21 protein-coding genes are annotated in these 25,856 nt (G+C 62.7%); 7 read left to right on the plus strand and 14 right to left on the minus strand.

Annotation, left to right across the window (positions count from 1 at the left end; translation table 11 throughout):
• Positions 1-34 precede the first annotated feature (34 nt).
• Positions 35-1,534, plus strand: a complete 1,500-nt coding sequence (locus R3F00_RS13455; protein WP_371282312.1) for a helicase HerA-like domain-containing protein — start codon at positions 35-37, stop codon at positions 1,532-1,534.
• Between the two features lie 14 nt (positions 1,535-1,548).
• Entirely contained in the window at positions 1,549-2,052 is a 504-nt protein-coding gene (gene greB / locus R3F00_RS13460) for a transcription elongation factor GreB (protein ID WP_371282313.1), read from the plus strand.
• A gap of 102 nt (positions 2,053-2,154) precedes the next feature.
• Here greB and R3F00_RS13465 read toward each other — a convergent pair whose 3' ends face one another.
• The 3 genes from R3F00_RS13465 to R3F00_RS13475 form a co-directional block, all read right to left on the minus strand.
• Positions 2,155-3,303, minus strand: coding sequence for a hypothetical protein (locus tag R3F00_RS13465; RefSeq protein ID WP_371282314.1), 1,149 nt, complete (start codon positions 3,301-3,303; stop codon positions 2,155-2,157).
• A 432-nt stretch (positions 3,304-3,735) separates the two neighbouring features.
• Positions 3,736-4,377, minus strand: coding sequence for a response regulator (locus R3F00_RS13470; RefSeq protein ID WP_371282315.1), 642 nt, complete (start codon positions 4,375-4,377; stop codon positions 3,736-3,738).
• Entirely contained in the window at positions 4,374-5,555 is a 1,182-nt protein-coding gene (locus tag R3F00_RS13475) for a sensor histidine kinase (RefSeq protein WP_371282316.1), read from the minus strand. The genes R3F00_RS13470 and R3F00_RS13475 overlap by 4 nt, the downstream gene beginning before the upstream one ends.
• Before the next feature lie 199 nt (positions 5,556-5,754).
• Here R3F00_RS13475 and R3F00_RS13480 point away from each other — a divergent pair, with 199 nt between their 5' ends.
• The 5 genes from R3F00_RS13480 to R3F00_RS13500 are packed head-to-tail and all read left to right on the plus strand — an operon-like array spanning position 5,755 to position 8,757.
• Positions 5,755-6,369 (plus strand): GNAT family N-acetyltransferase, encoded by a 615-nt coding sequence (locus R3F00_RS13480; protein WP_371282317.1) that lies wholly within the window; start codon positions 5,755-5,757, stop codon positions 6,367-6,369.
• A gap of 9 nt (positions 6,370-6,378) precedes the next feature.
• A complete protein-coding gene (minC, locus tag R3F00_RS13485; protein WP_371282318.1) occupies positions 6,379-7,149 on the plus strand; it encodes a septum site-determining protein MinC in 771 nt (256 codons plus the stop codon).
• 33 nt (positions 7,150-7,182) lie between these two features.
• Complete coding sequence (minD, locus tag R3F00_RS13490; RefSeq protein WP_371282319.1) at positions 7,183-7,995, plus strand: septum site-determining protein MinD; 813 nt, start codon at positions 7,183-7,185, stop codon at positions 7,993-7,995.
• Positions 7,996-7,997: 2 nt separating this feature from the next.
• Positions 7,998-8,273: a cell division topological specificity factor MinE gene (gene minE / locus R3F00_RS13495; RefSeq protein ID WP_371282320.1), complete on the plus strand. Its 276-nt coding sequence runs from the start codon at positions 7,998-8,000 to the stop codon at positions 8,271-8,273.
• A 13-nt stretch (positions 8,274-8,286) separates the two neighbouring features.
• Positions 8,287-8,757, plus strand: a complete 471-nt coding sequence (locus tag R3F00_RS13500; RefSeq protein ID WP_371282321.1) for a hypothetical protein — start codon at positions 8,287-8,289, stop codon at positions 8,755-8,757.
• A 104-nt stretch (positions 8,758-8,861) separates the two neighbouring features.
• On the opposite strand, the gene R3F00_RS13505 is transcribed toward R3F00_RS13500, so the two are convergent.
• The 11 genes from R3F00_RS13505 to R3F00_RS13555 form a co-directional block, all read right to left on the minus strand.
• Positions 8,862-11,591, minus strand: coding sequence for a WD40/YVTN/BNR-like repeat-containing protein (locus R3F00_RS13505; protein WP_371282322.1), 2,730 nt, complete (start codon positions 11,589-11,591; stop codon positions 8,862-8,864).
• A 121-nt stretch (positions 11,592-11,712) separates the two neighbouring features.
• The gene (locus tag R3F00_RS13510) at positions 11,713-11,901 is read right to left on the minus strand and encodes a hypothetical protein (RefSeq protein WP_371282323.1); all 189 of its coding nucleotides are present in this window, start codon (positions 11,899-11,901) and stop codon (positions 11,713-11,715) included.
• Between the two features lie 161 nt (positions 11,902-12,062).
• Positions 12,063-14,114 carry a hypothetical protein gene (locus tag R3F00_RS13515; protein WP_371282324.1) on the minus strand — a complete coding sequence of 684 codons (2,052 nt, stop codon included), beginning with the start codon at positions 14,112-14,114 and terminating at the stop codon, positions 12,063-12,065.
• Between the two features lie 10 nt (positions 14,115-14,124).
• Complete coding sequence (locus R3F00_RS13520) at positions 14,125-16,449, minus strand: hypothetical protein (RefSeq protein ID WP_371282325.1); 2,325 nt, start codon at positions 16,447-16,449, stop codon at positions 14,125-14,127.
• Between the two features lie 17 nt (positions 16,450-16,466).
• On the minus strand, positions 16,467-17,123 hold the full coding sequence (locus R3F00_RS13525; protein ID WP_371282326.1) for a hypothetical protein: 657 nt from the start codon (positions 17,121-17,123) through the stop codon (positions 16,467-16,469).
• A gap of 292 nt (positions 17,124-17,415) precedes the next feature.
• The gene (locus R3F00_RS13530) at positions 17,416-17,763 is read right to left on the minus strand and encodes a hypothetical protein (protein ID WP_371282327.1); all 348 of its coding nucleotides are present in this window, start codon (positions 17,761-17,763) and stop codon (positions 17,416-17,418) included.
• 385 nt (positions 17,764-18,148) lie between these two features.
• The gene (locus tag R3F00_RS13535) at positions 18,149-18,337 is read right to left on the minus strand and encodes a hypothetical protein (protein WP_371282328.1); all 189 of its coding nucleotides are present in this window, start codon (positions 18,335-18,337) and stop codon (positions 18,149-18,151) included.
• A 1-nt stretch (position 18,338) separates the two neighbouring features.
• A complete protein-coding gene (locus tag R3F00_RS13540; RefSeq protein ID WP_371282329.1) occupies positions 18,339-18,479 on the minus strand; it encodes a hypothetical protein in 141 nt (46 codons plus the stop codon).
• Positions 18,480-18,529: 50 nt separating this feature from the next.
• Positions 18,530-18,979, minus strand: coding sequence for a hypothetical protein (locus tag R3F00_RS13545; protein WP_371282330.1), 450 nt, complete (start codon positions 18,977-18,979; stop codon positions 18,530-18,532).
• A 37-nt stretch (positions 18,980-19,016) separates the two neighbouring features.
• The gene (locus R3F00_RS13550; protein WP_371282331.1) at positions 19,017-19,601 is read right to left on the minus strand and encodes a hypothetical protein; all 585 of its coding nucleotides are present in this window, start codon (positions 19,599-19,601) and stop codon (positions 19,017-19,019) included.
• Entirely contained in the window at positions 19,550-24,634 is a 5,085-nt protein-coding gene (locus tag R3F00_RS13555; RefSeq protein ID WP_371282351.1) for a beta strand repeat-containing protein, read from the minus strand. Before R3F00_RS13555 ends, R3F00_RS13550 begins: the two co-directional genes overlap by 52 nt.
• Positions 24,635-25,856 lie beyond the last annotated feature (1,222 nt).

The following is a 25,856-nucleotide window of genomic DNA, read 5'->3' on the forward strand; positions in this document are numbered from 1 at the left end:
GCAATCTGAAAACCCGTAATCGAGGAAACTACTGGTGAACGAGATCCTAGTTGGGAAGAGCGATCAGGAAGTCTGGCTGCATGCACGATATGCCAATCGCCATGGCCTGATTGCAGGCGCGACGGGCACCGGCAAATCGGTCAGCCTGATGCTTCTTGCAGAGGGATTCTCGAAACTGGGCGTACCGGTGTTTCTGGCCGACGTGAAGGGGGATCTGGCCGGGCTGGCCCAAGCCGGAGCAATGAGCGATAGACTCCAGTCCAGGCTCGACAAGCTGGCTCTGGAATGGAGCCCGAATGCAAACCCGGTCGTGTTCTGGGACATCTTCGGCAAGCTCGGGCATCCGGTCAGGGCGACCATCTCGGAGATGGGGCCCACCCTGCTGGGGCGCCTGCTCGAACTCAACGATACCCAGCAAGGGGTACTTGAGGTGGTCTTCCGCGCGGCCGACGACGAGGGCCTGCTACTGCTCGATCTGAAGGACCTGCGCGCGATGCTCGCATTTGCGGCAGACAACGCCAGGACCATCTCGAGGAACTATGGCTTGATCAGCGCCGCCTCACTGGCAGCCATCCAGCGCGCGCTGCTGTCGCTGGAGGAGTCGGGTGCCAACAATTTCTTTGGCGAGCCGGCCCTCGACCTCGTCGATTTCATGCGCCAGGACATGTCGGGGCGCGGCATCATCAGTATTCTTGCCGCCGACCAGCTGATCCTGAAACCCAAGCTGTATTCGACCTTCCTGCTCTGGATGCTCTCCGAATTGTTCGAAAGCCTGCCCGAGGCTGGCGATATCGACAAACCGAAGCTCGTTTTCTTTTTCGACGAAGCCCACCTGCTGTTCGACGATGCTCCGCCCGCCCTGGTGCAACGGATCGAGCAGGTTGTTCGCCTGATCCGTTCCAAGGGAGTGGGCGTTTATTTCTGCTCGCAAAATCCCGATGACGTGCCCATGGCGGTTCTGGGCCAGATAGCCAATCGCATCCAGCACGCCCTGCGTGCATTCACGCCACGCGATCAGAAGGCCGTGCGAGCCGCAGCGGAGACCATGCCACCCAATCCGAAAGTGGACGTTGCAGCCGCCATTACCCAGCTAGGCGTTGGCGAAGCGCTGGTGACGACGCTGCAGGAAGGCGGTATTCCCTTGCCGGTGCAGCAGACACTCATTGCCTCTCCCGGTTGTCGAATCGGCACGATCAGCGAAGAGGAGCGGGCGACCATCCGCCTGCGCTCGCCATTCGGAAGCAAGTACGACACGCTGGCCGACCGCGAATCCGCATTCGAAAAGCTGGCGGCAAGACAGGAAGCCACGGCTGCGGAGTCCGAACCCGTGGTCAGCCAAAGACGTGAAGCCAAGGGCAAGGCCGGCGCGGAACAAGGCGGATTCATGGGCAGGATCCGCGACATGTTGTTCGGTACGAGCCGGCGTCAGGGCATGCTTGAAGCGATGGCCAAGTCCGCTGCCCGCAATGCCGGCAGCCAGATGAGCCGCTCCATCATGCGCGGCGTGCTCGGCGGCATTTTCAAGGGGCGTTGAGTGGAACACGTTCGATGAGTCGCTGGCGCCCGCCCTCGGCGGCCTCTTCGCACCTCATCACACGATCTGGCTTGCTGAAATTGAAGGACGAGCTGGACGAACTCTGGCGAATCCGTCGACCTGAAGTCGTTGCCGCCATCACCGCTGCCGCGGCCGAAGGGGATCGTTCGGAAAATGCCGAATACATCTATCGCAAGAAGCAGTTGCGGGAAATCGACCACCGTGTGCGCTACCTGAGCAAGCGCATTCCCGACCTGCATGCCGCCGACACCCTGCCCGCAGATCTGACCGCGATCTGGTTTGGCGCCTCCTTCACGGTCGAGGACGAAGATGGCTCCGTTCACGAATATCGAATCGTGGGCGCCGACGAGATCGATTCGAGCCGGGGCTGGATCAGCATCGACTCACCGTTCGCTCGCGCTGCACTGAAAACGCGCGTCGATGAAGAATTCGAAGTCGTCACGCCCGGCGGCATACGCCGTTGCATCGTCTGCGCTATTCGCTACGAGGCACCTTGAGGCCAGCCACGCCGACACGCAAGTGAATCGAGGAGCGCCAATGCAAGACGGGCGGACCTTTCGGACCGCCCGTTCGATTGCAATTCTGTCGCAGCGCTGGACTCAGGGTTCGACCGGCAAGGTCACCTTGAATGTCTGTTCGCCGTCTTCAGTGGTCTCGATGACTTCGTCCCAGAAACGCCCGGCACCCATCTCGCTGTAGAGATAGCCATGCGTTTCAGAAAACGCCTTCAGCTGCAGGCGCAGCAGCGGCAGGGCAGCAGGACTTCCGCTGTACTCGGTGACCAGGGCACGACCGCTGTAGCTGATCTTGGCACGAATGCCGTCTTCGAGAATCAGGTAGCCGTCTTCATCGTAGTCGCCCAGGGCGAGGGGTCCGGCGTCTTCCTCTTCGAGGACATCTTCAACCGTATCCGAGAGCACCGGCGCCTTGATCGTGTATTCGTTGCCGTCCAGGGTGAACGTGGCGGAATCGACCGGAATGGAGACATCGAATACGTAGTTCTCGTCGCCCCAATTCGTCGTGACCGTGCGCACGGGCCCGGTTTGGATCAGACCGGCCTTCTCCATGAAAGCCTCGATCCGCGCCACCGCCGTGAGGGTGGCATCCTCAACTTCATCGAGGGTACGCGGTGCCTTGGTCGAGACGACAAGCACGGGAACACCAACGACTTCGACATCCTGGATATCCTGATCCTTGTAGTCGACATTGGGGAACGAGGCCAGCATGTTGGCGATGTTTGCGACGGCCGTCTGCACCGTTGCGTCGGGTTTGCCATGGATATACAGGCCGGCATAGCGCCATGCCAGATCCCAGCCGTAGTCGACGTCATAGGCCCAGACGATCTTCGTTGTCTTGCCGTTTTCCGACGGATTGAGCGTGACGGTATAGGTCTTGTTCTCTCCGGCGAAATCATTGACCACGGCCATCTTGACCTGGCTGTCTTCATCCGAGGAAATGATTTCCACGCTGCCGCTGCCAACGCTTTCGTTGCCACGCCAGTTGACCTTGGCGCCGACACCGGTGCGTGGCCCCTCGTATTCCATGTGCAATTGCGGATCGAGGCGGCGCTCCGGTGACCATTCGGGGAACCGGCGCAAGGTGTTGACGGAATCGAATATCTGCCGGAGCGGACTGGATACTTCGACCTGCCGCTCGACGTGACCGTGGTTGGGAAGCAGGACACCGACCACGACAATCAGGACCGCGACGATCAGCAGGGAAACCAGCAATTCAAGAACACGCGTCATTCCGGACCTCTCCAGGACTTGTTTGATCACCGGCACATCTGAATCGGCAAAAACCCGCGATCTGGCAGGAATTTACCGGGTCCGGCGTGTTGATACCCTCAAGTGGATCCTCCCGGAACCACATGGCTCAGATCCAGCATGGTACTTGACTCTGGGGCGCAATGGCTACGATTCGAGCGCCGCGAAGCCCCGCATCAGCCTCATCCCGCTCGAAACCTCGGGCAACGTGGATCACGTGGCACGACCCTCATGGCCTTCCGAAGGCAGCCAGGCTTACTGCGGGGTGCGTTGAAGACTGGCGGCCATGGCAAGGCTCGCGCTGCGGATGGCGAGTCTTCTGAAGGCCACGTGTTTCAAAAACAATCAGTTAGGCGATGCCTGTCCGCGCGCAGACAGTCGTCGTGACGGTTGCGCCACCAGATCAGCGTTGCCCTAGACAATCCCGAGTTCGAAGGCCTTGAGAACCGCGCGGGTGCGGTCGCGAACTCCGAGCTTGGAAAGGATGTTCGAGACGTGATTCTTTACGGTTCCCTCGGCGACACCGAGCGAATTGGCAATTTCCTTGTTGCTGTAGCCGCCAGCCATCAGGCGCAGGATTTCGGTTTCGCGCTCGGTCAGCGGGTCCGGGCGATCAAGGCTGGTGAAGTCGTTGTGCATCCGCTCAAGTCCGGACAGCAACCGCTGGGTGACCATGGGCGCCACCAGCGATCCACCGCCGGCCACCACCTTGACCGCATCGACCAGCTGGTCAAGCGACACGTCCTTGAGCAGATAGCCGCGCGCACCGGCCTTGAGGCCTGCAAGGACCAGTTGCTCGTCATCGAAGGTGGTCAGGATGATGGTCGGCGGCAATTTTCCGGTACTTCCCAGAGCATTGAGCACATCAAGGCCGGACATGCCAGGCATTCGCATGTCCAGCAACACCACGTCCGGAGCGACCTCGGGAATCATCTGCACGGCCTGCGCACCATCAACCGCCTCGGCCACCACGCGAATGGAATCGGACAATTCAAGCAATGAACGTATGCCCTGGCGCACCAGGGTCTGATCATCGACTAGGCATACGGAAATCATTGCGTTGCCTCCAGTGGCAGCCATGCATCCAGCGAAAAACCCTGATCCTTGGACGTGACGATATCGAGCTGGCCGCCAAACTGCGAGAGCCTTTCGTGCATGCCGGTCAATCCGTTGCCACGCTTCAGCTGCACTGCGCCTCGGCCATCGTCGCGCGCATGGATGACCAGCTTGCGGTCGCTGGTGCGTTCGAATTCCAGCCAGAGATTGCGCGCGTTGGCATGGCGGACGGCGTTGGTGATGATCTCCTGGGCACAGCGCAACAAAAGTTGTGCGCGGCGCGGATCATCGATGGTGAAGTGGGCTGGCAAGTCGAGATGGATGCGCAAGCCTGGAACACCCTCGGTCAGGCTTTTCAGGGCTTCGGTCAAATCGATGCTGTCATCCTCGCGAAGCTGGCTGACAACTTCCCGAACGTCGGAAAGCAGCAATCGGGCGACCGACTGGGCCTGCCGTACATGCTCGTGAGCCTGGCCGCTGACCAGATGGCTGGCCACTTCCAGATTCAGGCTCAAGGCAGTCAGGTGGTGACCGACGAGATCATGCAACTCCCTCGAGATCCGCATGCGTTCCCCGAGTCGACTGGACTCGGCCAGTAGCGCCCTGGTGGCCCGCAATTCGGCATTCAGGCGGCGCTGGTCTTCGCGGGCCTCGGCTTGCTGCTTTGCGATGAGCGAAGTGACGAACGTGGTCGTCGAGATGCCGAAATACATCGTTGCCTGCCAGGCCGCTTGGGTCAGCGAGTAGTTGGGCCAACTGGCGAACAGCGGCAGCAGGGAGAAATTCTGCAGGACCATCCAGGCCACGCCCACCTGCAGATTGAGAATCCAGGGCAAGGCCACCGATACGACGACCAGCAGCAGCGCACAAAGGCCGCTCTGGCTGAGCCAGCCGACCGCGATGGCAAGCAGGTTCAACAACAGCAACATGGCGATCTGGACCATGCGACGCAGGCCGGACGGATTGCGCGCACCCATGTCGTGGGTCAGGAACCAGAAGACGATTCCGAAAAGCAGATAGCAGCCCAGCCAGAGGTCGTAGAAATAGGAGGGTCTTCCCCGCTCCAGCATTTCGGCAATGACTGTCTCGAACTGCAGCAGCGGGATGCCGACGCAGGCGTAGGTGAACAGGCTGGCGTAGCGCAGCAGCCGAATGTGGTTGAAGTGGGGCATGGACATGACGCCATCATAGGCGTGTCGGACCATCCCGCAACCTGCCCGAAGTCATTGTCCTGCTTGACTGAAGGCTGTCCGGGATTCGAGAGACGGCTCCGGATAGACGCCTTTTTAATGGTCCGCCGGTCCTGCGCATGCGATAATCCGGCTTCCGTGCCGAACGATTCGGCAAGACGAATCCCCCGCTGGAGCGCCTGAACGCATGACCTTCGTTATTCGCGACGTGCGTGAGCACGAGCTCGATTCCGTGCTCGCCCTCAACAACGCCGTCGGGCCGCGCATTCTGGCTCTGGATGCGACTCAGATGCGCTGGTTTTTCACCCATGCGGCCTATTTCAGGGTCGCCGAGGTCGATGGCGTGATCGCCGGTTTCCTTGTCGCGCTGCGCGAATTCTCGGGCTATTCAAGCCCGAACTTCCTCTGGTTCCGACAGCGCTATCCCGAATTCGCCTATATTGACCGAATCGTCATCGCCGAACCCTATCGCGGCTTCGGCCTCGGCCGGATCTTCTATTGCGACGTGACCAGCTATGCGGAACTGCGCGTGCCGTTGCTGGCTTGCGAGGTGTTTCTCGAACCACGCGACGATGTTGCCGTACTTTTTCATGGAACCTACGGATTCAACGAGGTTGGGCAGCAACTCATGAATGGTGTCGGTCGCCCGGTCAGCTTGTTGGCGAAATCACTGTGCAGTTACGAGTTCGTGCGCGACACCTATCTGAAATCCGGCACAGGCGAGCTGCCCGACCAGCCGTGGCTGGCCGAACGTGCCGAGCTCCGGCCTGTCCAGGGCCTGGCGCAGGCGAGTCGGGGCTGAACCGCAACAATGGGTGAATCGACGAAGAATCTGGAACCGGCAGCCGAACTCAAGTTTGGTCAGGTCGGAGTCGCCAACCTGCGCCTGAAGCGCCTTGATGCCGAAGCCATCTCGGGCGAACTCGGCGAGCGTGTGAGCACGGCGCCGCAGCTGTTCTTGCGCACTCCGGTCATCCTTGACCTCAGCCATCTGCCTTCCCTGCCCGCCATTGATCAGGTTCGGGATCTTCTCGAGCGCATCCGTACATCCGGCATGCTTCCGGTTGGGCTGTCGTACGGAACCACTGAAAACGAAGCGCTGGCACGATCGCTGGACCTGCCGCTGTTTGCCAAGTTCCGAACCGCCTTCGAGCGCTCTGGCGAACCCGCCGTGGCCCCGCCTGCGGAAACCACGGCTTCGCCGGCCAGAGAGGAGTCCGTCTCGACACCGCCACCGCCCAGCCGGGAGACTGCTCATACCCTGCATCAGGATGCCGTCGTGCGTTCAGGTCAGCAGGTTTACGCACGCGGCGGCGACCTGGTCGTTACCAAGCTGGTGGCCAACGGTGCGGAAGTCATTGCCGATGGATCCATCCATGTCTATGGCGCGCTGCGCGGTCGCGCGCTCGCCGGTGCCCAGGGTGACGAGAGCGCGCGCATTTATTGTCAGGAATTCCACGCCGAGCTGGTGTCGATTGCCGGCCAGTACCGGGTATTCGAGGATCTTCCACCTGACCTTCGCGGCAAGCCCGTGAAGGCCTGGCTGGAGGGGGAAAAACTGCTGTTGGCCAGGCTCGGCTGACGGTGGATCACAAGAGCCAATGGAGATAGGACTTTGACAGATATCATCGTCGTCACGTCCGGCAAGGGCGGTGTAGGCAAGACCACGACCAGCGCCTCGCTGGCAGTAGGCCTGGCAAAGCGCGGCAAGAAAGTTGCCGTGATCGACTTCGACGTCGGTCTGCGCAACCTCGACCTGATCATGGGATGCGAGAGACGCGTCGTCTACGACTTCGTCAACGTGATCAATGGCGAATGCACGCTCAAGCAGGCCCTCATCAAGGACAAGCGCTACGACAACCTGTTCGTTCTCGCCGCCTCGCAGACGCGCGACAAGGACGCGCTGACCAGGGAAGGCGTCGAAGGCGTACTTGATGGCATGCGCGCAGAAGAATTCGACTTCGTGATCTGCGATTCACCCGCCGGCATCGAGAAGGGCGCCGCGCTGGCCATGTACTTCGCCGATCGTGCAGTCGTCGTGGTCAACCCCGAAGTCTCGAGCGTGCGCGATTCCGACCGGATTCTTGGCTTGCTGGCGAGCAAGACCCGACGCGCCGAACTCGGCAACGGTCAGGTCGAGCAGCACTTGTTGCTGACTCGCTACAACCCCAACCGCGTCGAATCCGGCGACATGATGAGCATCGCGGACGTACAGGAAATTCTCGGTATCGAAGTTGTTGGCGTGATCCCCGAATCCGAAGGTGTCCTGGCTGCGTCGAATGCCGGCATTCCGGTCATCCTTGACGAACAGTCCAACGCTGGCCACGCCTACGATGATGCCGTCGCGCGGCTGCTGGGCGAGACCCGTCCCCTTCGTTTCATTGATGCGCAGAAGAAAGGTCTGCTCTCACGAATCTTCAGGAGCTGAGCATGGGAATCCTCGACTTCTTCAAGCCCAAGCCGAAGAACACGGCCAACGTCGCCAAGGAACGACTGCGCATCATTGTTGCCCAGGAGCGTGCCCAGCGAGGCAGTCCGGACTATCTTCCTACCCTGCGCCGCGAAATCCTTGAAGTGATCAAGAAGTACGTCAACGTCGATCCTGACGCAGTGCTCATCAACGTCGAGCGTGACGGCGATCATGAGGTTCTCGAACTTTCCGTGGCACTGCCGGAAAATGGCGCAGTCGCCATCGGCGAAAACTGAGGCGCCTGCCCGCATGCTGGTGCTGGCGGATATCGATGAACCCGCTGTAAGGCGCTTGCTGGCCGGACACGCCATCAATTTCGAGCGCGTCGCGGACGGGCAGCCGATACCGGGCAGCTTCTGGGGTGAACCCGAAGCAGGGCTGATCGGCGAAACGGTCTATGCCCGAGGCGACACGCCCGTCCATTCGCTGTTGCACGAGGCCTGCCATCTGATCGTGATGCCGGTCGAGCGGCGCGTCCGGGTGCATACCAACGCCACGGATTCGATCGCCGAAGAAGACGCCACTTGCTACCTGCAAATCGTCCTTGCCGACGCTCTTCCCGGCATCGGTCGCGATCGGCTCATGGCTGACATGGACGAATGGGGTTACACGTTTCGCCTGGGCTCGACACGGGCCTGGTTTGCGGAAGATGCGGATGACGCACGCGCCTGGCTGCAGAGTCGGAATCTGGTAGGCGACAACTTGCAACCGTCGCCCTGAGCTGGCTGTTGCCGGTCGCAACAACCCGATCGCATTGGAAAACCGAAACCATGATGGCGCCGGAGTGCCGTGCACTCCGGCGCATGTGTCTACTGACCCGTCAATTACATCGGTGGATCAAATCCATCCTGGAAAATCAGATCGATCGGGCCACTGGGCAGCGGCCAGGCCCAGGCACCGCGTCCGCGCGTGAATACAGCGAGAGTGGTAAAGCCTCGATCGATTGCCATGTCCCAGATCATCACGCGAGGCAAGCCGTTCTCGAACCGGTACCAGACCGGATTCGCAACGCTGACATCGTCCGTGTAATAGAGACCCCAGTCGGTGCCGGCAAATACCTGGTTCGGCATGTTCGGGTTCACTGCCACCGAATTGGCCGGGATATTCGGCAAGTTGCCACTCACGTCGCGCCAGGTAAATGTGGTGCAGCTGTTCTGGCAGGTGACCTCGTAGATGTGGCCCGGTGTTCCTGGCGTGTTCTGGTCGAAACCACCCAGGGCTGCGTAGCCTGTCGTGGTCGCGCCAGGATTGCCCGCATCGCCCACATCAACGGTTACATCCATGACCGGACGGTTCGGCAGTACGGCGTTTCCGTTGGTCAGATCAACCCAGGTCGCGGAATTGGCCGTGCCCTGGTTCATTCCGAAACCCACCTGGACGTTGCCGTCGTTGGTTCCGGCGATGACCACGCTCGGCGTCTTCGTGGCATGGGCCAGCTGGTTGATGAACGACCGGTTGCCCAGCGTGTTCTTGGTCAGGTTCGGACTGTTCGGATACCAGCTGCTGGTCGGAATGGCGCCAGAGAGGGTCTCCCAGACGCGATTGGTTCCGCCCAGCATGTAGCTGCAACCGATCGCCGTACTGCATCCGCTGCCAGGCGCATCAAGTACACCATAGCGATACAGCTCGACCGGCATGACAAAGCTCAAGGTGTCACCGCCCCAGCCGCCCGGTGCCGCAGCCGACGTTGAGCCGCTGTTTGGCCCGCCCTGGGTAACGCGCAACGCACCATTCTGGGATGACCAGTACCAGCGCAATTCGTTGATTGGCTCGATTCGCGTATAGATGCCATCGCCGCCATTGCGGACGGTCCATTGAACCGGAGCGGGATCAGTGTTGCTCCATTGCGCGAACGAACTGCCATTGTCCTGGGCACCGGCATTGGCACCCGGCGTTGCCGCCGTTGCGAAGTTGGCCGTGATGTCTCCCGAATAGAGCTCGATGGAACCGATGGTCTGGTTCAGCGAGATGAAGGTCGGCCGATTGGCTGCGCTGCTGCCGCCTGTGCCGAACATCGCATTCTGAGTGTAAAAGACGCCGCCATCGCTGCCGCTCAACACCTTTTCGCTGTCGTAGCCACCGAATCCGTCCGGCAGGAAGGCGCGCGCATGATGGTCGACGTGGACATTGCCGTTACCGTAACCGCAGGTGATGTTCTTGAAGCTGGCGCCACCATCCGTCGAACGCCACATGTCCACGCCACTGAGCAGGACGGTGTTCGGATTGCCCGGATAAACCGTAAGCCCGGCGTCATACCACATCTGTCCACCGCCGGCGGTTGCATTGCTGCAGCCACCCGCTTCGACGTTGGAACCCACGGCCGTCTGAGTCCAGTTGTCGCCACCGTTGTCCGTGCGCCAGATGCCGATCACGCCATTGCCCAACGATTCTCCGTTCGAGCCCATTGCATAGATCGTGTCGGGATTGCTTGCGGAATCGGCCAGCTCGATACGGCCGAGAGTTTTCCCGGCCGGATTGCCATCGCCGGTACCTGCCGGCCAACCGTTGGCGAGCAGGGTCCAGTCACCGGTGGCCGGGCAGCCCGTGGCTGGCAAGGTCGCCCGATAGACACCGTTCGCACCGAGATTGGCAAGGTCTGGCTGCACCGTGGTGGGACCGCCTCGCGTACCCACGGCGGCAAACATGCGCGTGGCTCCGCCACCGATGTCCTGGAGAATCAGGCCGGTTATGTCCTGGCGCTGACTGCTGAAGGCATTGGTGTAGCAGGGACCGGTCCAGTTCGTTCCCGCATCGTTGGAGACAAACAGGCCCGTCTTGGTGCCGACAATGATCGTGTCGGGATTGTTCGGATCCGTCCTGACCTTGCCGATGGCCTGGTACTGGGGATATCCGAGCCCCACCGATGGCGGATAGAACGGATTGAAGACATCCTCGCCGAGCACGGTCCAGGTTTCGCCCTGGTCTACGCTCTTGAGCACACCCGCGGAACCGAACGAAAAGGACCCGTAGCGCAGGTCACCCGTGCCGGCATAAATCACATCGGGATTGCTCGGTTCGATATACAGGTCGCCAATGGCGATGCTGGCAATCTCGCGGTCGTCGGTGACATTGCGCCAGGTCGTACTCGCATCGCAGCAGTCGGTCGACTTGTAGACACCACCGCCATCAGATGCGGCGAAGACCGTGTAGTGGCCGTCGATATCCGGTCCGCGTGGATCGACCACGATCACATTGGTCCGGCCCGCAACCACGACACCGCCGTTGAGCAAGGGGGACGGACCAAGGAAAGTCCAGCCGCCCGGCGCCAGGGTCAGCGGTGACTCGGCGGATCGCCGGTAGTTCTTTTCGCCTGCGGGAATTCCAGACTGGATCAACCGATCGGCGGGCTTGGCCTCGTCGTACCAGACCGGACTGAAATTCATGGTCGGGTAAGCCACACGGGTTGCCCAGAAATCGCCCTGGCCAGGCTTGGACCAAACGCCCTTGGCGTCTGCATCTTCATCCAGTGGTTGCGCCGGCTTCAGGCCGAAATAGGCGGCTCCGGCCAGCACTCCCGCGAACAAAAGGAAAGTGGAAACAACTCGAATTCTCATGACTATCCCCGGTAACTCCGCCGACGGACGGAGACCACGGATACTAATCAGGTCTGATGCATCCGTCCATGTGCCGAAGGGTGGTCTGCGTCACGAGAAAACGGCTGCCGCGCGACCCCGGTCAATCTGCGAAGGTCACTGCCCAGCGCACCGATCCCTCGGATTCAGCTTGGCCTGGTCCAGGCATTGCCCGGTGCACGCGTTCAGAAATCGCCTCGAGGTTGAACACCGCAAACGCCGCGGCCAGCAGCATAAGCCAGATCGAACTGGCCGGAGCATCGCGGAAGTGGACGCCCAGATGGTCGCGCAATCGCTGTCGTCGTTGCTGGGTAGCGCGTCGTCGCCCGCTTGCGTCATCGTCGGGCAACCCGAATCCGGATCGATGTGAGTTTCAGCCTTGATAAGCCCTTTGCGACAAGACAGAGCCAACGGATTCTCCGGTGAGCACACGCTCGCCGGAGAACCGGGCGATCAGAAATTCTTCGACCGAGTCTTGACTCCGGCAACGGCTGCCAGCAATCCGATCAGAAGCAACAGTGCCCAGCGCGCATCCACGGGCACCGCGACAATGGCGACTCCAAGCGGAACGGTTGCTGTACAGGGCGGTGCGGTCTGGCTCGGCTCGCAGACCGTGTCCGACGAGGGCGTAACGGTGACGACGTTGACAAGCGGTGGCTCCGGGTTGACGGTCACGACCGCCAGCACGGTATAGGTCAACTGTGCACCGACCGGAAACGTTGGAACAATCTCGTTGATCGCACCGCTGCCGCTTGCGTTCGGGCAGGTCACCCCGCCACTGGCTGCGCAGGTCCACGTGAAACTTGCGATCGAGGCAGGAACCGGATCACTGATGGTGACATTGTTGGCAGCAATAGTACCGACGTTGGTGACGGTGATCGTGTAGTTGATGGTCCCGCCCGGCACGATCACGTTGGTATCGGCGGTCTTGGTCACGCTCAGACGCGGGCGATCGGCGACCGGGATGACGACACAGGCCGCAGGCGTTGGCTGCAGCGTGCAATCAGGTGGCTGAGTGCCTGCATTGTAGGCAAGGTTCGCGATCTGCTCGACACCGATCGGCACCGGATCGCTCACGGTTACCACCACGGTCAACACGAGATTGCCGCTTCCGGGGACGGTGAGGCCGCTCCAGGTGACTACGCCAGCCATGTTGATGCCGCCATTGTCGGCGCTGACAAAATCGACATTCGCATCGAGCGGATCGAGCACGCCATAGTTGAGCGCATCGGCCCCGCCAGCGTTGCTCAGTGTAATGGAGTAGGTCAGTGTTTCACCCGGTTCGGCAATGCCGGGCTGGCTGCCACTCTCGCCAGTCAGCGTCTTGACGATCGTGACATCGGCCGGCGACGGGATGACCACGGCCGATGCTCCGGTGCCACTGACAGGCAGGCCAATGGCCGGCTGGCCGCTCGATTCAGCAAGGTTGTCTGCTGATCCTGCGGTTGCCTCGGCTGTCGTGATAGTGTGATCGGCCGTGCACAGAATGACATCGTTGGACTGCAAGACGCCGCTGCCAAGTCCTGTAAATGCCTGGCCTCCCAATGTCGTCGCGGCGCAGGTGATTGGCGTGTCGATCAAGGTCGGATCTGGCTCGATTACGTTGACCGCACTCAGCGACTGAGCGTTGCTGTTCTTCACGACAAACGTGTATCGAAGCAGATCGCCTGCGCTGGCGTATCCGCTGCTGTCCACATCATCCTGCAGGAGCGGGCTCTTGAACATGCGAATGCCGGCGGTGCCCTGCAAATTGAACGTCACGATGAAATCGCCACCCCCGACCGGGCCGCTGCCATCCGAGCCCACGATGTCGACGAGGTTCGCCACTATCCCGGCGCCCTCTTCCGCCGCGCTGATCACGTGGTTGCGGGTGCACACCATATTGGCACCAGTGGCGAGCGTGGTTTGCGGACACGTCACCGCACCGTCATTGTCGGCCACCGTCAATCCGGACAACGCCAGCGTGCCGAGATTCAGCACGCTGTAGTTGTAGGCGATGATTTCACCGGCATTGAGGATGCCATTGGAGTTGGTGTCCTGAAGGACAGCGCCAGCGACGAGCACGACAATGCCCTGACTAGGCGTCGCAGCACCCCTCGTCGTGAATGTCAGGTGTCGTTCCTGTGGAGCCGCACTCGCGCTGCTGGCAATCACGCTGACGCCTGCCACATGTCGCAGGCCAGCAATGGGTTGCGAGGTGCAGGATACGTGATCACCTGCGCCCAGCAAGCCGCCGGGCACAAAGTTGCGGCTCTGCGCCGTAACGCTCGCACACTCCAGTGCGTGGCCCGGATCGGCGACGAGGCGAACGCTGTCGAACGCCGTTGCGCCGTCATTGCTGACAGTGAAACCGAACGCTCCCGCCGCCACCGCTGTGGGGGGCAAGGCGTTGGCTGAGGCGGTCACCCGCAGGCCCGCGGCGAATGCCGGCAGCGTAAGCAGCCCGGCCACCAAGGCCAGTGCGACACGCGTTGCGCGCAGGGAGATCATGTTGGTCTTGGTCATTATCCAGTCCTTAGCGGAACGACGTGTAGATGGCAGTAGCTGTTGCGGTCACGGCCTGGCCTGCCGGCGCGCTCGCGGTCGTCGTTGCCGAGTTCACAACCGAACGCCGCATGACATCGTTTGCCGTCAGCGTGTAGGTAGCAGAGCAGTCGACCGAATCACCCGGGACCAGCGTTCCGGGCACCGGCACAGGATCAAATGTATGCCCAAACAGCTCATCGACGCCCAGAACCCGAATCGGCGAACCCAACTGAGTCAGCGAATCGCATTGCAGGTTGTTCACACGTGGATCGAGCAACTGCACCGTGGTCAGTGGCACCGCACCAGGATTGCTGATCGTGAAGGTGTAGTTGAGCACGTCGCCGACATCGCCGTAGTTGTTGCCGTTGGCATCCTGACCCAATGTAACCTCCTTGACCAGATGAATCAGGGCGACATCGCCATTTACAGGCGCACACGCTGCACTCTCGAGGTCAAACATGCCGGTCACCGCAGCCTGGTTGTAGAAGCCGTTTCCAGCCGCTCCCGTGCATGGCCCGTTGGTCAGATTGGCCGGTTGCACGCCGACCGGAACCGACACGGTGTAGCTGTGGATCGCTCCGGCCGCCACGCTGACGCTGGTGTCGGACAGCTGCACCATCGTGCCATTCACGGGGGTGAACTGGCCGCCGACCAGCGCCGGGTTCAGCGTACCGCCGGTCGTGGTCACGTTGGCATCGCCGGTGAACAGGACACCTTGCGCCGGGAATCCTAGCGTATCGGTCAATGTGTAGGTCTGCGCCGAACCGCCGGTGTTGGATACTTCGATCAGGTAGCTCACTACGTAGCTGGACGGGCCCGTGGCAGTGACCGACGCGACCGTCTTGTCCAGACTGAGGCTTCCAGTCGGCACCACCACGCAGCCAGGCTGCGAGGGCAACGCAACGCAATCGGGCGGCGTACCGTCGTTGAGTGCGACTGCATTGGCAATCGTGGTGACTCCAGCCGGTATCGGATCGACCACTTCCACGGTGAACAGCAGGGTCGCCAGGCCTGGTTGGCTGCCGTCATGTGCAGGCACGTCGACCAGAGTATCGCAAGGCGTGCCGCCCGGGTCGCCAAGAGTGCACGTCCACACCGGCGCACCCGACACATAGGTCGTGTGCAGCGGCACCGTCTCGTTGACGATCGTACCGATCGTCGCGGTTCCGCCGTCATTGCGCACGGTGATCGTGTAGGTCAGCTGCTCTCCGGCCTCAGCGATACCGTCCGCCGTGATGCTCTCGCCAGAGAGCGCCTTTGTAACCGAGATGCTCGGCGCCGTAGGCGTAATCACGCACTGCGGGCCGGGCGTCGTGGTGCACGCCGGCGGGGTCGTGCCGGTTTCGTATACCAGGTTCGCGATGTCGGTTACGCCGGCAGGAATCGGATCGACCACCACCACGCTCACCGTCAGTACCAGGCTGCCATTCGCCGGAACGGTCAGACCGGTCCAGCTCACGATCCCACCCGCTTCCGTTCCGCCGTTGTCGGCAATCACGAACAGCGTGTTCGTATCCAGTTGGTCGGTGACACCGAAATTGGTCTCATCCACACCACCGCTGTTGGTCAGCGTGATCGTATACGTCAGGTTTTCGCCGGGCTCCGCAACACCGCCCACCGTGCCGTCTTCAGCCGTCAACTGCTTCAGGATCGACACATTCGCCTCCAGCGGATGCTCCGTATCGCAACTGGTCAGTGTCGTGCAGGTCGGGTTGTCGCCGCCCGTGGGCACTACCGCATTGTTCACTGTTCCCGTTGCATCCAGGTTGACCACCGCGTCGTATGTCAGCACGTAGCTGCCTGGTACCGTGCCGATCGGCAGCGTGCAGACCAGCGGATTGACCACACCACAGGTGAACGAGCCGGCCGTCACCGTGCCCAGCGTCTGATTGACGCTCAGCGTGTCGGTCAGGGTCAGCACGTCCGTCAGTGGTGCATTCGCCACTACGGCCGTCACCGTGTAGGTAATGGTCTGGCCCGCAGCTACTGTCGCGCCATCAATCGGGTTGGAGCTCTTCACGACGGTCACCACCGGATCGCCCAGCGGGTGATCGGTCTCGCAACCGCCCACCGTCGTGCAGCTCGGATCCGGATCGCCACCACCGCTCGGGACGACCACGTTGTTGATCGTGCCGTTCGTCGCGTCGCTATCCACCGTCGCGGTGTACTCGAACGTGTAGGTGCCCGGCACCGTGCCGGTCGGCGCAACGACCACCGTCGGCCGGTCGTGCGAGCCCACCGCCGGGGCGGTCAGCGTGCCGGGCTCCGACGGCACCCAGGGTGTCGGTCGAGGTCGGCGCCGTCGTCGCCGCATCGCTCACCGTCGCGCACTCAGCGTGTAGGTGATCGTCTGGCGACGATGACCGTCGTGCCGGACGCCGGATTCGAGCTCTTCGAGGCCGTGATGTTCCGGATCGCCCAGCGGGTGATCGGTCTCGCAACCGCCCACCGTCGTGCAGCTCGGATCCGGATCGCCACCACCGCTCCAGGACGACCACGTTGTTGATCGTGCCGTTCGTCGCGTCGCCACCACCCGTCGCGGTGCTCGAACGTGTAGGTGCCCGGCACCGTGCCGGTCGGCAACGTGCACACCACCGTCTGCCGGTCGTGCACGAGCCTGCCTGGAACGGTCAGCGTGTGACCGCTGCATAGGGTGTCGGTCAGCGAGGTCAGCGCCGTCGTCGCCGCATCGCTCGCCGTCGCACTCGGCGTGTAGGTGATCGACCGGCCGGCGATGACCGTCGTACGGACGCGCGCCGGATTCCAGCTTCGAGGCCGTGATGTTCGGATCGCCCAGCGGGTGATCGGTCTCGCAACCGCCCACCGTCGTGCAGCTCGGATCGGATCGCCTGTCGGGACGACCACGTTGTTGATCGTGCCGGTCGCGTCGCTATCCACCGTCGCGGTGTACTCCAACGTGTAGGTGCCCGGCACCGTGCCGGTCGCAACGTGCACCGTCTGGCCGGTCGTGCACGGAAGCTTGGCCACCGCCGAGGGCGGTCAGCGTGCCGAACGTCAAGCCGGCGCACCAGGGTGTCGGTCAGCAGGGTCGGCGCGTCGTCGCCGCGTCATCCACCGTCGCACTCAGCGTGTAGGTGATCGTCTGGCCGACGATGACCTCGTGCCGGACGCCGGATTCAGCTCTTCGGGAGAGCGGCCGATCTCACCTCGCCCAGCGGAAGGTGGTCGATCGCAACCGCCCACCGTCGTGCAGCTCGGATCCGGATCGCCACCACCGCTCGGACGACCACGTTGTTGATCGATGCCGTTCGTCGCGTCGCTATCCTGCGGTGTACTCGAACGTGTAGGTGCGCGGCACCGCGCCGAGGTCCAGCGGCGTGCACCACCGTCTGGCCGGTCTTCTGCACGAGCCCACCGCCGGGGCGGTCAGCGTGCCGAACTCGACCCGGCTGCCCAGGGTGTCGGTCGAGGTGGCCGTCGTCGCCGCGCTGTCGCTCACCGTCGCACTCAGCGTGTAGGTGATCGTCTGGCCGACGATGACCGTCGTGCCGGACGCCGGATTCAGTGACCGTGATGGATCGCCCAGCAGGTGATCGGTCTCGCAACCGCCCACCGTCGTGCAGCTCGGATCGGATCGCGCGCCACCACCGCCGCTCAGGACGACCACGTTGTTGATGATGCCGTTCGTCGCGCGTCGCTATCCACCGTCGCGGTGTACTCCGAACGTGTAGGTGCCCGGCACCGTGCCGGTCGGCAACGTGCACACCGGTCGTGCGGGCCACACCGCCGGGGCGGTCAGCGTGCCGAACGACCGGCACAGGGTGTCGGTCAGCAGGGTCGGCGCCGTCGTCATACATCCACCGTCGCACTCAGCGTGTAGGTGATCGTCTGGCCGACGATGACCGTCGTGCGGACAGTTCCAGGCTCTTCGGGGCCGTGGCTCGTTCGGATCGCCCAGCGGGTGATCGGTCTCGCTCCGCCACCGTCGTTACGCTGGATCCGGATCGCCCTTCCTCGGGACGACCACGTTGATCGTGCCGTTCGTCGCGTCGCTATCCACGTCGCGGTGTCTCGAACGCGGTAGGTACCCGGCGCGCCGTGCCGGTCGGCGGCGTGCACACCTGGCCGGTCGTGCACGAGCCCACCACCGGGGCGGTCAGCGTGCCGAACGTCAAACCGGCACCCCAGGTGTCGGTCAGCAGGGTCGGCGCCGCCGTCGTCGCCGCATCGCTCACCGTCACCTCAGCGTGTAGGTGATCTGGCGACGATGACCGTCGTGCGGACGCCGGATCGACTCTTCGAGGCCGTGATGTTCGGATCGCCCAGCGGGTGATCGGTCTCGTAACCGCCACCGTCGTGCAGCTCGAGGATCCGGATCGCCACCACCGCTCCGGGACAGCGGCCGATTGTTGATCGTGCCGTTCGTCGCGTCGCTATCCACCGTCGCGGTGTACTCGAACGTGTAGGTGCCCGGCACCGTGCCGGTCGGCAACGTGCACACCACCGTCTGGCCGGTCGTGCACGAGCCCTGCCGGGGCGGTCAACTGCCGAACGTCAAACCGGCACCCAGGAGTGTCGGTCAGCAGGTCGGCCGTCGTCGCCGCATCGCTCACCGTCGCACTCAGCGTGTAGGTGATCGTCTGAGCGATGACCACCGTCGTGCGGACGCCGGATTCGAGCTCGTTCTGGGGCGTGATGTTCGGATCCTTGACGGTGATCGGTCTGCCAACCATACCGTCATGCAGCTCGGATCTGGATCGCCACCACCGCTCCGGGACGACCACGTTGTTGATCGTGCCGTTCGTCGCGTCGCTATCCACCGTCAGGGTGTACTCGAACGTGTAGGTGCCCGGCACCGTGCCGGTCGGCAACGTGCACACCACCTGCCGTCTGGCCGGTGCACGAGCCCACCGCGGGGCCTCAGCGTGCCGAACACCGACCGGCACCCAGGGTGTCGGTCAACCAGGGTCGGCAGCGCCGTCGTCGCCGCATCAACTCACCGTCGCACTCAGCGTCAGCCAGGTGATCGTCTGGCCGACGATGACCGTCATTGCCGGACGCCGGATTCGAGCTCTTCGAGGCCGTGATGTTCGGATCGCCCAGCGGGTGATCGGTCTCGCAACCGCCCACCGTCGTGCAGCTCGGATCGGATCGCCACCGCTCCGGGACGGCCACGTTGATCGTGCCGTTCGTCGCGTCGCTATCCACCGTCGCGGTGTACTCGAACGTGTAGGTGCCCGGCACCGTGCCGGTCGGCAACGTGCACACACCGTCCTGAGGCGAGGTCGTGCTGACCCACCGCGGGGCGGTCAGCGTGCCGGGCGTCAAACCGGCACCCAGGGTGTCGGTCAGCAGGAGTCGGCGCCGTCGTCGCGCCACGGCATCCTCACCGTCGCACTCGGCGTGTAGGTGATCGTCTGGCCGACGATGACCGTACGTGCCGGACGCCGGATTCAGCTCTTCGAGGCCGTGATGTTCGGATTCGGTGTCGGTGTCACTACGCACGTCGTGCTCGGACACGCCGGATCCGGATCGCCCGTCGGTTTCGCAAGGTTCGACACCTCAGTCACTGTGATTGGACTATCCACCGTCGCCGTCACAGTCACATCCAGCATGCCTCCGGCCGGAACCGCCAGGCTCGTCCACGTTGTCGTCTGTCCCGCATTCGCGCCCAGCGGGTTGGAGGTCACATAGGTCAGACCAGCACTCAGCGTGTCAGTCAGGTCATAGCTCGCCGCACTGCCTCCGCTATTTGTCAGCGTGATCGTGTACACCAGCGTCTCGTTCGCCTCGGCGATGCCTGCGAGGCTGCCGTCCTCACTGGTCAGCAACTTGGCCACCGTCACAACCGCCGGGGTCGGGGTGTCTTCGTCACAACCCGCAACCGCATCGCAGGGCACGCCGGTCGGTGGCACCGCCACGTTGAGGATCGAGGTCACACCTGCCGGGATCGGACTATCCACCAGGACGTTGAAGCTCAGTGTCACGCTACCGTTGCCCGGCACCGTGATCGCCGCGGTGTTCGAGCAAGCCGAACCCGCCGTTGCTGCGGCACAGGTGAAGTCATCTCCACCCGCATGCGTCGTGTTCGCCGGGACGGTCTCGCCCAGATCGGCAATTGCGTAGTTCGCACTGGTGCCCGTCGCGTTGGTCAGCGTCAGGCTGTAGGTCAGCGTCTCGCCGGATTCCGCCGTCGGACCACCGACGCTCAGCGTTTTCGCCAGGGTCACGATAGGCGAAAGCGGCGTCAGTTCGTCATCGCTACACACGGATCCGGCCGTCGTCGGGTTACACACATTCGTGCCCGTCGTTGTCGCCGTGTTGCTCACCTGACCGGTGCTGATGTCGCCCGCGACCAGGGTGTAGGTGCCCGTGCACACCAGGCTCTCGCCTGCCGCCAGCGTCGTCGGCAACGCCGTCGGACTGCCGCCAATTGTGCAGGTCAGGGTCAGACCCGGCAGCGGATCGCTCACCGTCACGCCGGTCGCATCACCATTGCCCGAGTTCGCCACCGTCACCGTGTAGGCAATCGTGTCACCCACATTGCTCTGGTTGTTCGGCGCCACCACCGTGTTGTCCAGCACGCCGACCTTCGTCGTCGTCAGCACCGGCAGGCGATCCAGCGGTGTGATTTCATTGTCGCTACAGATCGAACCCAACGTCGTCGGGTCACACACATTCGTACCCGTCGTGGTCGCCGTGTTGTCCACCTGACCGGTGCTGATGTCGCCCGCGACCAGGGTGTAGGTGCCCGTGCACACCAGGCTCTCGCCCGCCGCCAACGTCGTCGGCAACGCCGTCGGACTGCCGCCAATCGTGCAGGTCAGGGTCAGACCCGGCAGCGGATCGCTGACCGTCACGCCGGTCGCATCGCCATTGCCCGAGTTGGCCACCGTCACCGTGTAGGCAATCGTGTCGCCCACGTTGCTCTGGTTGTTCGGTGCCACCACCGTGTTGTCCAGCACGCCGACCTTGGTCGTCGTCAGCAGCGGACCGACAACCGGCGTTGTATCGCTACCGGTGTTGTTGAACGGCGTCGGGTCGGGCCCATGACTACCGTCGTCGGCAATGGTGGCCGTATTGCTGATTGAATTGATCCCGCTCGGGAACGGCACGTCAACGACTACCGAGAAGGTCACGCCACTTCCCGTGCTCGCGGCAACAGTGCCTATCGACAAGGTGCAGGTGCTGCCTGCGTTGTTGTCGGGGGCGCATGTCCATCCAGCCGTGCTTGCACCGGGATTGAAGGTCGAATTCGCGGGAACCGTCTCGGAAATGACAACGCCGGTTGCCGCAGTTGTTCCAACGTTGTCGTAGGAAAGCGTATAGGTGACCGTTTCGCCCGGGGCGGCGGTGATGCCACCGTCGGTCTTGCTGATGGACAGATCCGGACGGGTGACGGGTGTAATCACCACATCGTCTTCCGGCAACGTTTCATCCGAATCGCCAGTGCCGGTGTTGGTGATGCTGCCGGCGGTCACATCAGCCAGCAGCACCGTATAGGTACCGATCAGGGTGCATGTACCACCGACTGGAACACTTGCGCACGGCGTCGTGCCGCCGGTCGGTGTGATCAGGCTATCCGTCACCACCACATTCGTCAGCGGAATGTTGCCGACATTGGTTACCGTGATCGTGTAGGTCAGCACATCGCCGAGGGTCACCGTGGTGCTGCCATCGCCATCGGCATTGGAAGTGAGCAGCTTTTCCGTGTTCAGGGCAGGATCCTGCCCGACTATCGTGGTGGTCACCGTCGACGAATTGTTGCCGGGAACCGTATCCACAATGCCGGTCGGCGCCGTGATGGTTGCCGTATTCGGAACGTCGATACCCTCGACGCTTGCCGTGCCCGAAATGACGATGTCGCAGGTCGAACCGGCAGGCAACGACGGAATCGTTCCCGTCAGCAGGCTGGCCGAGAGCGCCACATTCGCAGCACTGCAGACTGCACCGCCTGAAGGAGTGACGGCGACGATTGCCAGCGAAGTGAAGTTGACCGGTACGGTGTCGCTGATCGTCGCGTTGACGACTGTCGAGGGACCGGCATTCGACAGGCGAAGGAAGAATCGGACCGGGGTGCCGGTCACGACCGGCGCTATCGAAGACGTGTAATTCCCGATGGCCGTACCGCAGGCTGCGCCCTGGCACTGCAACTTGCTGATTCCGGGATTGGCATTCAACGGAACCGGATCGATCGCGCAACCGAGTCCTGGCGAGCCATCTTCCGTGCACTGCAGGGTCGATGTTCTGGTCGGGGCTGTCCCGTTCTGCGGATCGCCGCCGCCGCCCACTTGCGCCTTGTTGACTATTGAATTCGATGCCGGAGTACTGACAGTGACGTTGTAGCTGATGGTTGTGCTTGCCCCAACCGCCAGTGCAGTTGCGCGCGTGCAGGTAAAATAGCCCGGTGCTGGGGTCGCATTGAAGGAGCACGTGAACCCGCCACTGGTGAAGCTTGCCGGGCCGGAATACGTCAAGCCGACCGGCAGGACATCGACGACGGTGATCGTTCCCGAGGAAGCGACGCCGCCGGAATTGCTGACCAGCAGATTGAAGGCGAACGTATCGCCCGGATTGCGAGCCTGTGGATCCGGATGCGATTTCGCCAGGCGAATCTGCGGTCCAGTCTGACCGACATTGAGATCGATCGCGCAGCCCGGGGCCACATTGTCGCCAGTACATGCCGTCACTTCGCCGGATGTTGGCGGCGTGCTTATCAGATACGGGTCGCCGCCACCGGCGATTCGCCCCTTGTTGACGTAGTTCGTACCGTTCGTCGCTACCGCGCCGACATTGGCAATGATGCTGAAAGTGCTGGAGCCGCCGGCCGGAATGGAAGCCGGAGAACTGCAGGTCACATTGGTGCCATCGACCCGGACGCAGGTCCAGTTCGCTGCATCGGGACCGCCAACGGTCAGGGTCGCCGGCCATGTCATTGGCGCGGGCAGGACATCGCGGAAGAAGATTGTCCCTATGGATGCGGCATCGCCTGTGTTGCTGACCGTGAACTGATAGTTGGTCTGGCCATTGACCGGCATGAAACTCTGGCCATCGCTCTTGGCCAGTGTCAGATTGACCCGACGCACGGGATCGGTTACCGCGGCACAACCCGTCAGCGGAACACTGATTGTGGTGGCTGGCGGAATCGGTGCGGGACAGGTCGATGTCGTGCTGCCGTCGGTCGCCGGCAGAGTCGGCTTGCTTGGATCACCACCGCCTCCGACCCGTGCGCGATTGGTAACAGCGGTCGACGCACCGGCTGCCACGGCCACGTTGATCGTAATGGTCGCAGTGCCTCCCACCGGAATAACGGTGGAACTGTTGCAGACCACATTTGGCGGAGTCGACGAGCAGGTGAAACCGCTCGGCGAAGAAGCGCTGGTGAACGTGACGAAGGCAGGCAGTACGTCAACAACCCGTATCGTCCCGGCGCTCGGCTGCGAACCGATATTGGTGACTGTCAGCGTGTAGCTGCCGCTATTGCCGGCAACGAAGGCCGAGCCGGACTTGGAAAGGGTGAGGAACGGCGCGTTGGTCACGTCGGCGTCGATCGCGCAGCCTGCCGGCACGTTGTCAGCAGTACAAGCCGGGGTGTTGCCAGGTGTGGGTGGCGCATTGTCGGGATCACCGCCACCGCCGACGCGAGCACGGTTGACGATGGAAGCTCCGTTCGCCGCTGAAATATTTGCGCTGAACGCGAATACGCTGGTGGATGTGGCCGGGATGACCGTGCTGGACGTACAGGTGATGACATTGCTGACCGAATTGCAGGTCCAGTTGGCGGCCTGTGCGCCGCCGAGGGCGAGAGGACCATCGGCGACACTCAGTTGTACCGGAAGCACATCAACGACAGTGATCGTGCCACTGGTCGGAACGGCGCCTGCATTGGTGACCGTCAGCGTATAGGTCGTGGTGCCCGATGTCAGCAATACATCGGTACCGTTGGTCTTGCTCAGACGCAGATCGGGATAGCACAGCGCCCCAGGGATGACGCCCGGCACGTCGGGCGTGAGAAACGTGGTCAGGCCGCCGTTGTAGCCGTTGGCCAGGTAGGTGTCGGTCGGGCCATTGGTGGTTCGACCCGGCGCGCCACCGGCGAGATTTGCGGTGATACCCAGAGCCGCCGGACTGAAAGCGACGAATGCGCCGCCGCCGCCGCCACCCGGGCCGTGCCGGTTTGCGACTGCATTGGCTCCACCACTGTTGCTCGCCCACGCGTTGCCACCATCACCGCCCGCTCCATTGACCGTGGCATTGCCGCCCTCGATCACGTGAAGGATCGCGGCACCGGCCGATCCGCCGCCGCCGCCCGCGTCATTGCCAACGTTGTACGCGTGTGCGCCGCGAACATCGATGATGCCGGTGCCGGTAACGGTGCGCGCACGCAGGATCGCGACGCCACCGCCCGCAGCACCCGACGAACACTTGGCGCCCGTGTTGGCACCCGCCGAAATATTGCAGGCTATCGCCTGGTTCTCGAACGCAAGATTCTCTGAAGTGGAATTATTGGTACCACCACCACCACCGCCGCCGCCCATGAACACGCGACTGAAACTCAAGACTCCTGCGTAGGAAGCGCCACCGCGGCCGTTGGTATCTTCCAGCGGTCGGGCCCAGGGACGGCCGCCCAGTCCGCCTTGCGCGTAATTGCCGCCACCGCCGCCGCCTGCGTTGTACTGATTGCTGTTGCCGCCACCATCCGTGCCGCCACCGCCCGCATTGCCCGGCGCGCCGCGCGCACGGTCGCCATTGGGATATCCGTTGACACCATTGTCGACGCGAACGAGGGTTGCATCCGTGACAATGCCGGTGGTCTGGTAACCCCAGCCGTTGTTCTTGACCGAGACATAGCGCGGTGTGCCGGCGATACCTTCGCCCTTGCCGCCGTGGGCCTGGCTGGTACTGTCGGACAGGCGCCAGTCCGTGCCCGGGCTGTTTGCAGCCGAACCAAAGCCGGATGCGCCACGGAAACCCTTGCCGCCCAGAAACACCGCGCGATTGGTCTCGCCTTCAACCGTACCGCTTCCGAGCGTCAGGGTCTGGCTTGAATCCACTGCCACAACGCCGCCGGCAAGGCCATTCCAGCTCGGCGCAGTGACGCCTTGCAGGGTTACCGAGGCGTACTGCGGCACGCGTATCACCTGGTAGCGGCGCTGGCCGAGCGTTGCCGTCGCCGCCGCCTGCCGATAGCTGTTTGTCAGGGCCGGGGTGAAGGTTATCGTGGCGCCCGCACCGCCCCCGCTGGTGGCACGCACGAACTCATACAGACCGGCGTTGCCGATGCTGGTCGTACCCATGCCGACTCCGGTGCCGCTGCCGTAGTTGGCGGTGTTGTCGGAGTTGATGGCGCCGTCCTGCATCTGCATGACGATCAGCAGATCGCCATTCGATACGGTTGTCGTGGCGCTACCGGCCCTGACCGCGCCCAGCGTCAGAGTGGTGGCCGATGCATTCAGGGTGGCTTGATTGCTGCCATCGAAATAGCTGTTGACGATCCCCGAGGCGGTGGAGGCCGGATCACTGCCAGGCAGTCCGCAGACCTGCTGCGCCATCGCCAGCGGGGCAAACATCGTGCTGGCCAGGATCGAAGCAAGTGCAAGCAGGCTGGCGCGCCATTTATGTCGCACTCCACTGAAGTGGCGGGTGGAAGCAGTCGCAGCCTGGCGGGTCGCGGCAATAGAATTCATAGGATTTCCGGAAATCGGCGAAAAGCCGGGTAGGACTTCGTACGGATGAGTGGGTACTTGCGCGGGGGAACAC

This window comes from Dokdonella sp., assembly GCF_041395345.1.
GTDB lineage: Bacteria > Pseudomonadota > Gammaproteobacteria > Xanthomonadales > Rhodanobacteraceae > Dokdonella.

What these genes read in the sequence shown, in the direction of transcription:
- R3F00_RS13515 (WP_371282324.1), bottom strand. Translation starts at nt 14,114, where the DNA reads ATGACCAAGACCAACATGATCTCCCTGCGCGCAACGCGTGTCGCACTG.
- R3F00_RS13465 (WP_371282314.1), bottom strand. Translation starts at nt 3,303, where the DNA reads ATGACGCGTGTTCTTGAATTGCTGGTTTCCCTGCTGATCGTCGCGGTC.
- minE (WP_371282320.1), top strand. Translation starts at nt 7,998, where the DNA reads ATGGGAATCCTCGACTTCTTCAAGCCCAAGCCGAAGAACACGGCCAAC.
- R3F00_RS13470 (WP_371282315.1), bottom strand. Translation starts at nt 4,377, where the DNA reads ATGATTTCCGTATGCCTAGTCGATGATCAGACCCTGGTGCGCCAGGGC.
- R3F00_RS13475 (WP_371282316.1), bottom strand. Translation starts at nt 5,555, where the DNA reads ATGTCCATGCCCCACTTCAACCACATTCGGCTGCTGCGCTACGCCAGC.
- R3F00_RS13500 (WP_371282321.1), top strand. Translation starts at nt 8,287, where the DNA reads ATGCTGGTGCTGGCGGATATCGATGAACCCGCTGTAAGGCGCTTGCTG.
- R3F00_RS13505 (WP_371282322.1), bottom strand. Translation starts at nt 11,591, where the DNA reads ATGAGAATTCGAGTTGTTTCCACTTTCCTTTTGTTCGCGGGAGTGCTG.
- R3F00_RS13555 (WP_371282351.1), bottom strand. Translation starts at nt 24,634, where the DNA reads ATGGGCGGCGGCGGTGGTGGTGGTGGTACCAATAATTCCACTTCAGAG.
- R3F00_RS13480 (WP_371282317.1), top strand. Translation starts at nt 5,755, where the DNA reads ATGACCTTCGTTATTCGCGACGTGCGTGAGCACGAGCTCGATTCCGTG.
- R3F00_RS13520 (WP_371282325.1), bottom strand. Translation starts at nt 16,449, where the DNA reads ATGCGGCGACGACGGCGCCGACCTCGACCGACACCCTGGGTGCCGTCG.
- greB (WP_371282313.1), top strand. Translation starts at nt 1,549, where the DNA reads ATGAGTCGCTGGCGCCCGCCCTCGGCGGCCTCTTCGCACCTCATCACA.
- minC (WP_371282318.1), top strand. Translation starts at nt 6,379, where the DNA reads ATGGGTGAATCGACGAAGAATCTGGAACCGGCAGCCGAACTCAAGTTT.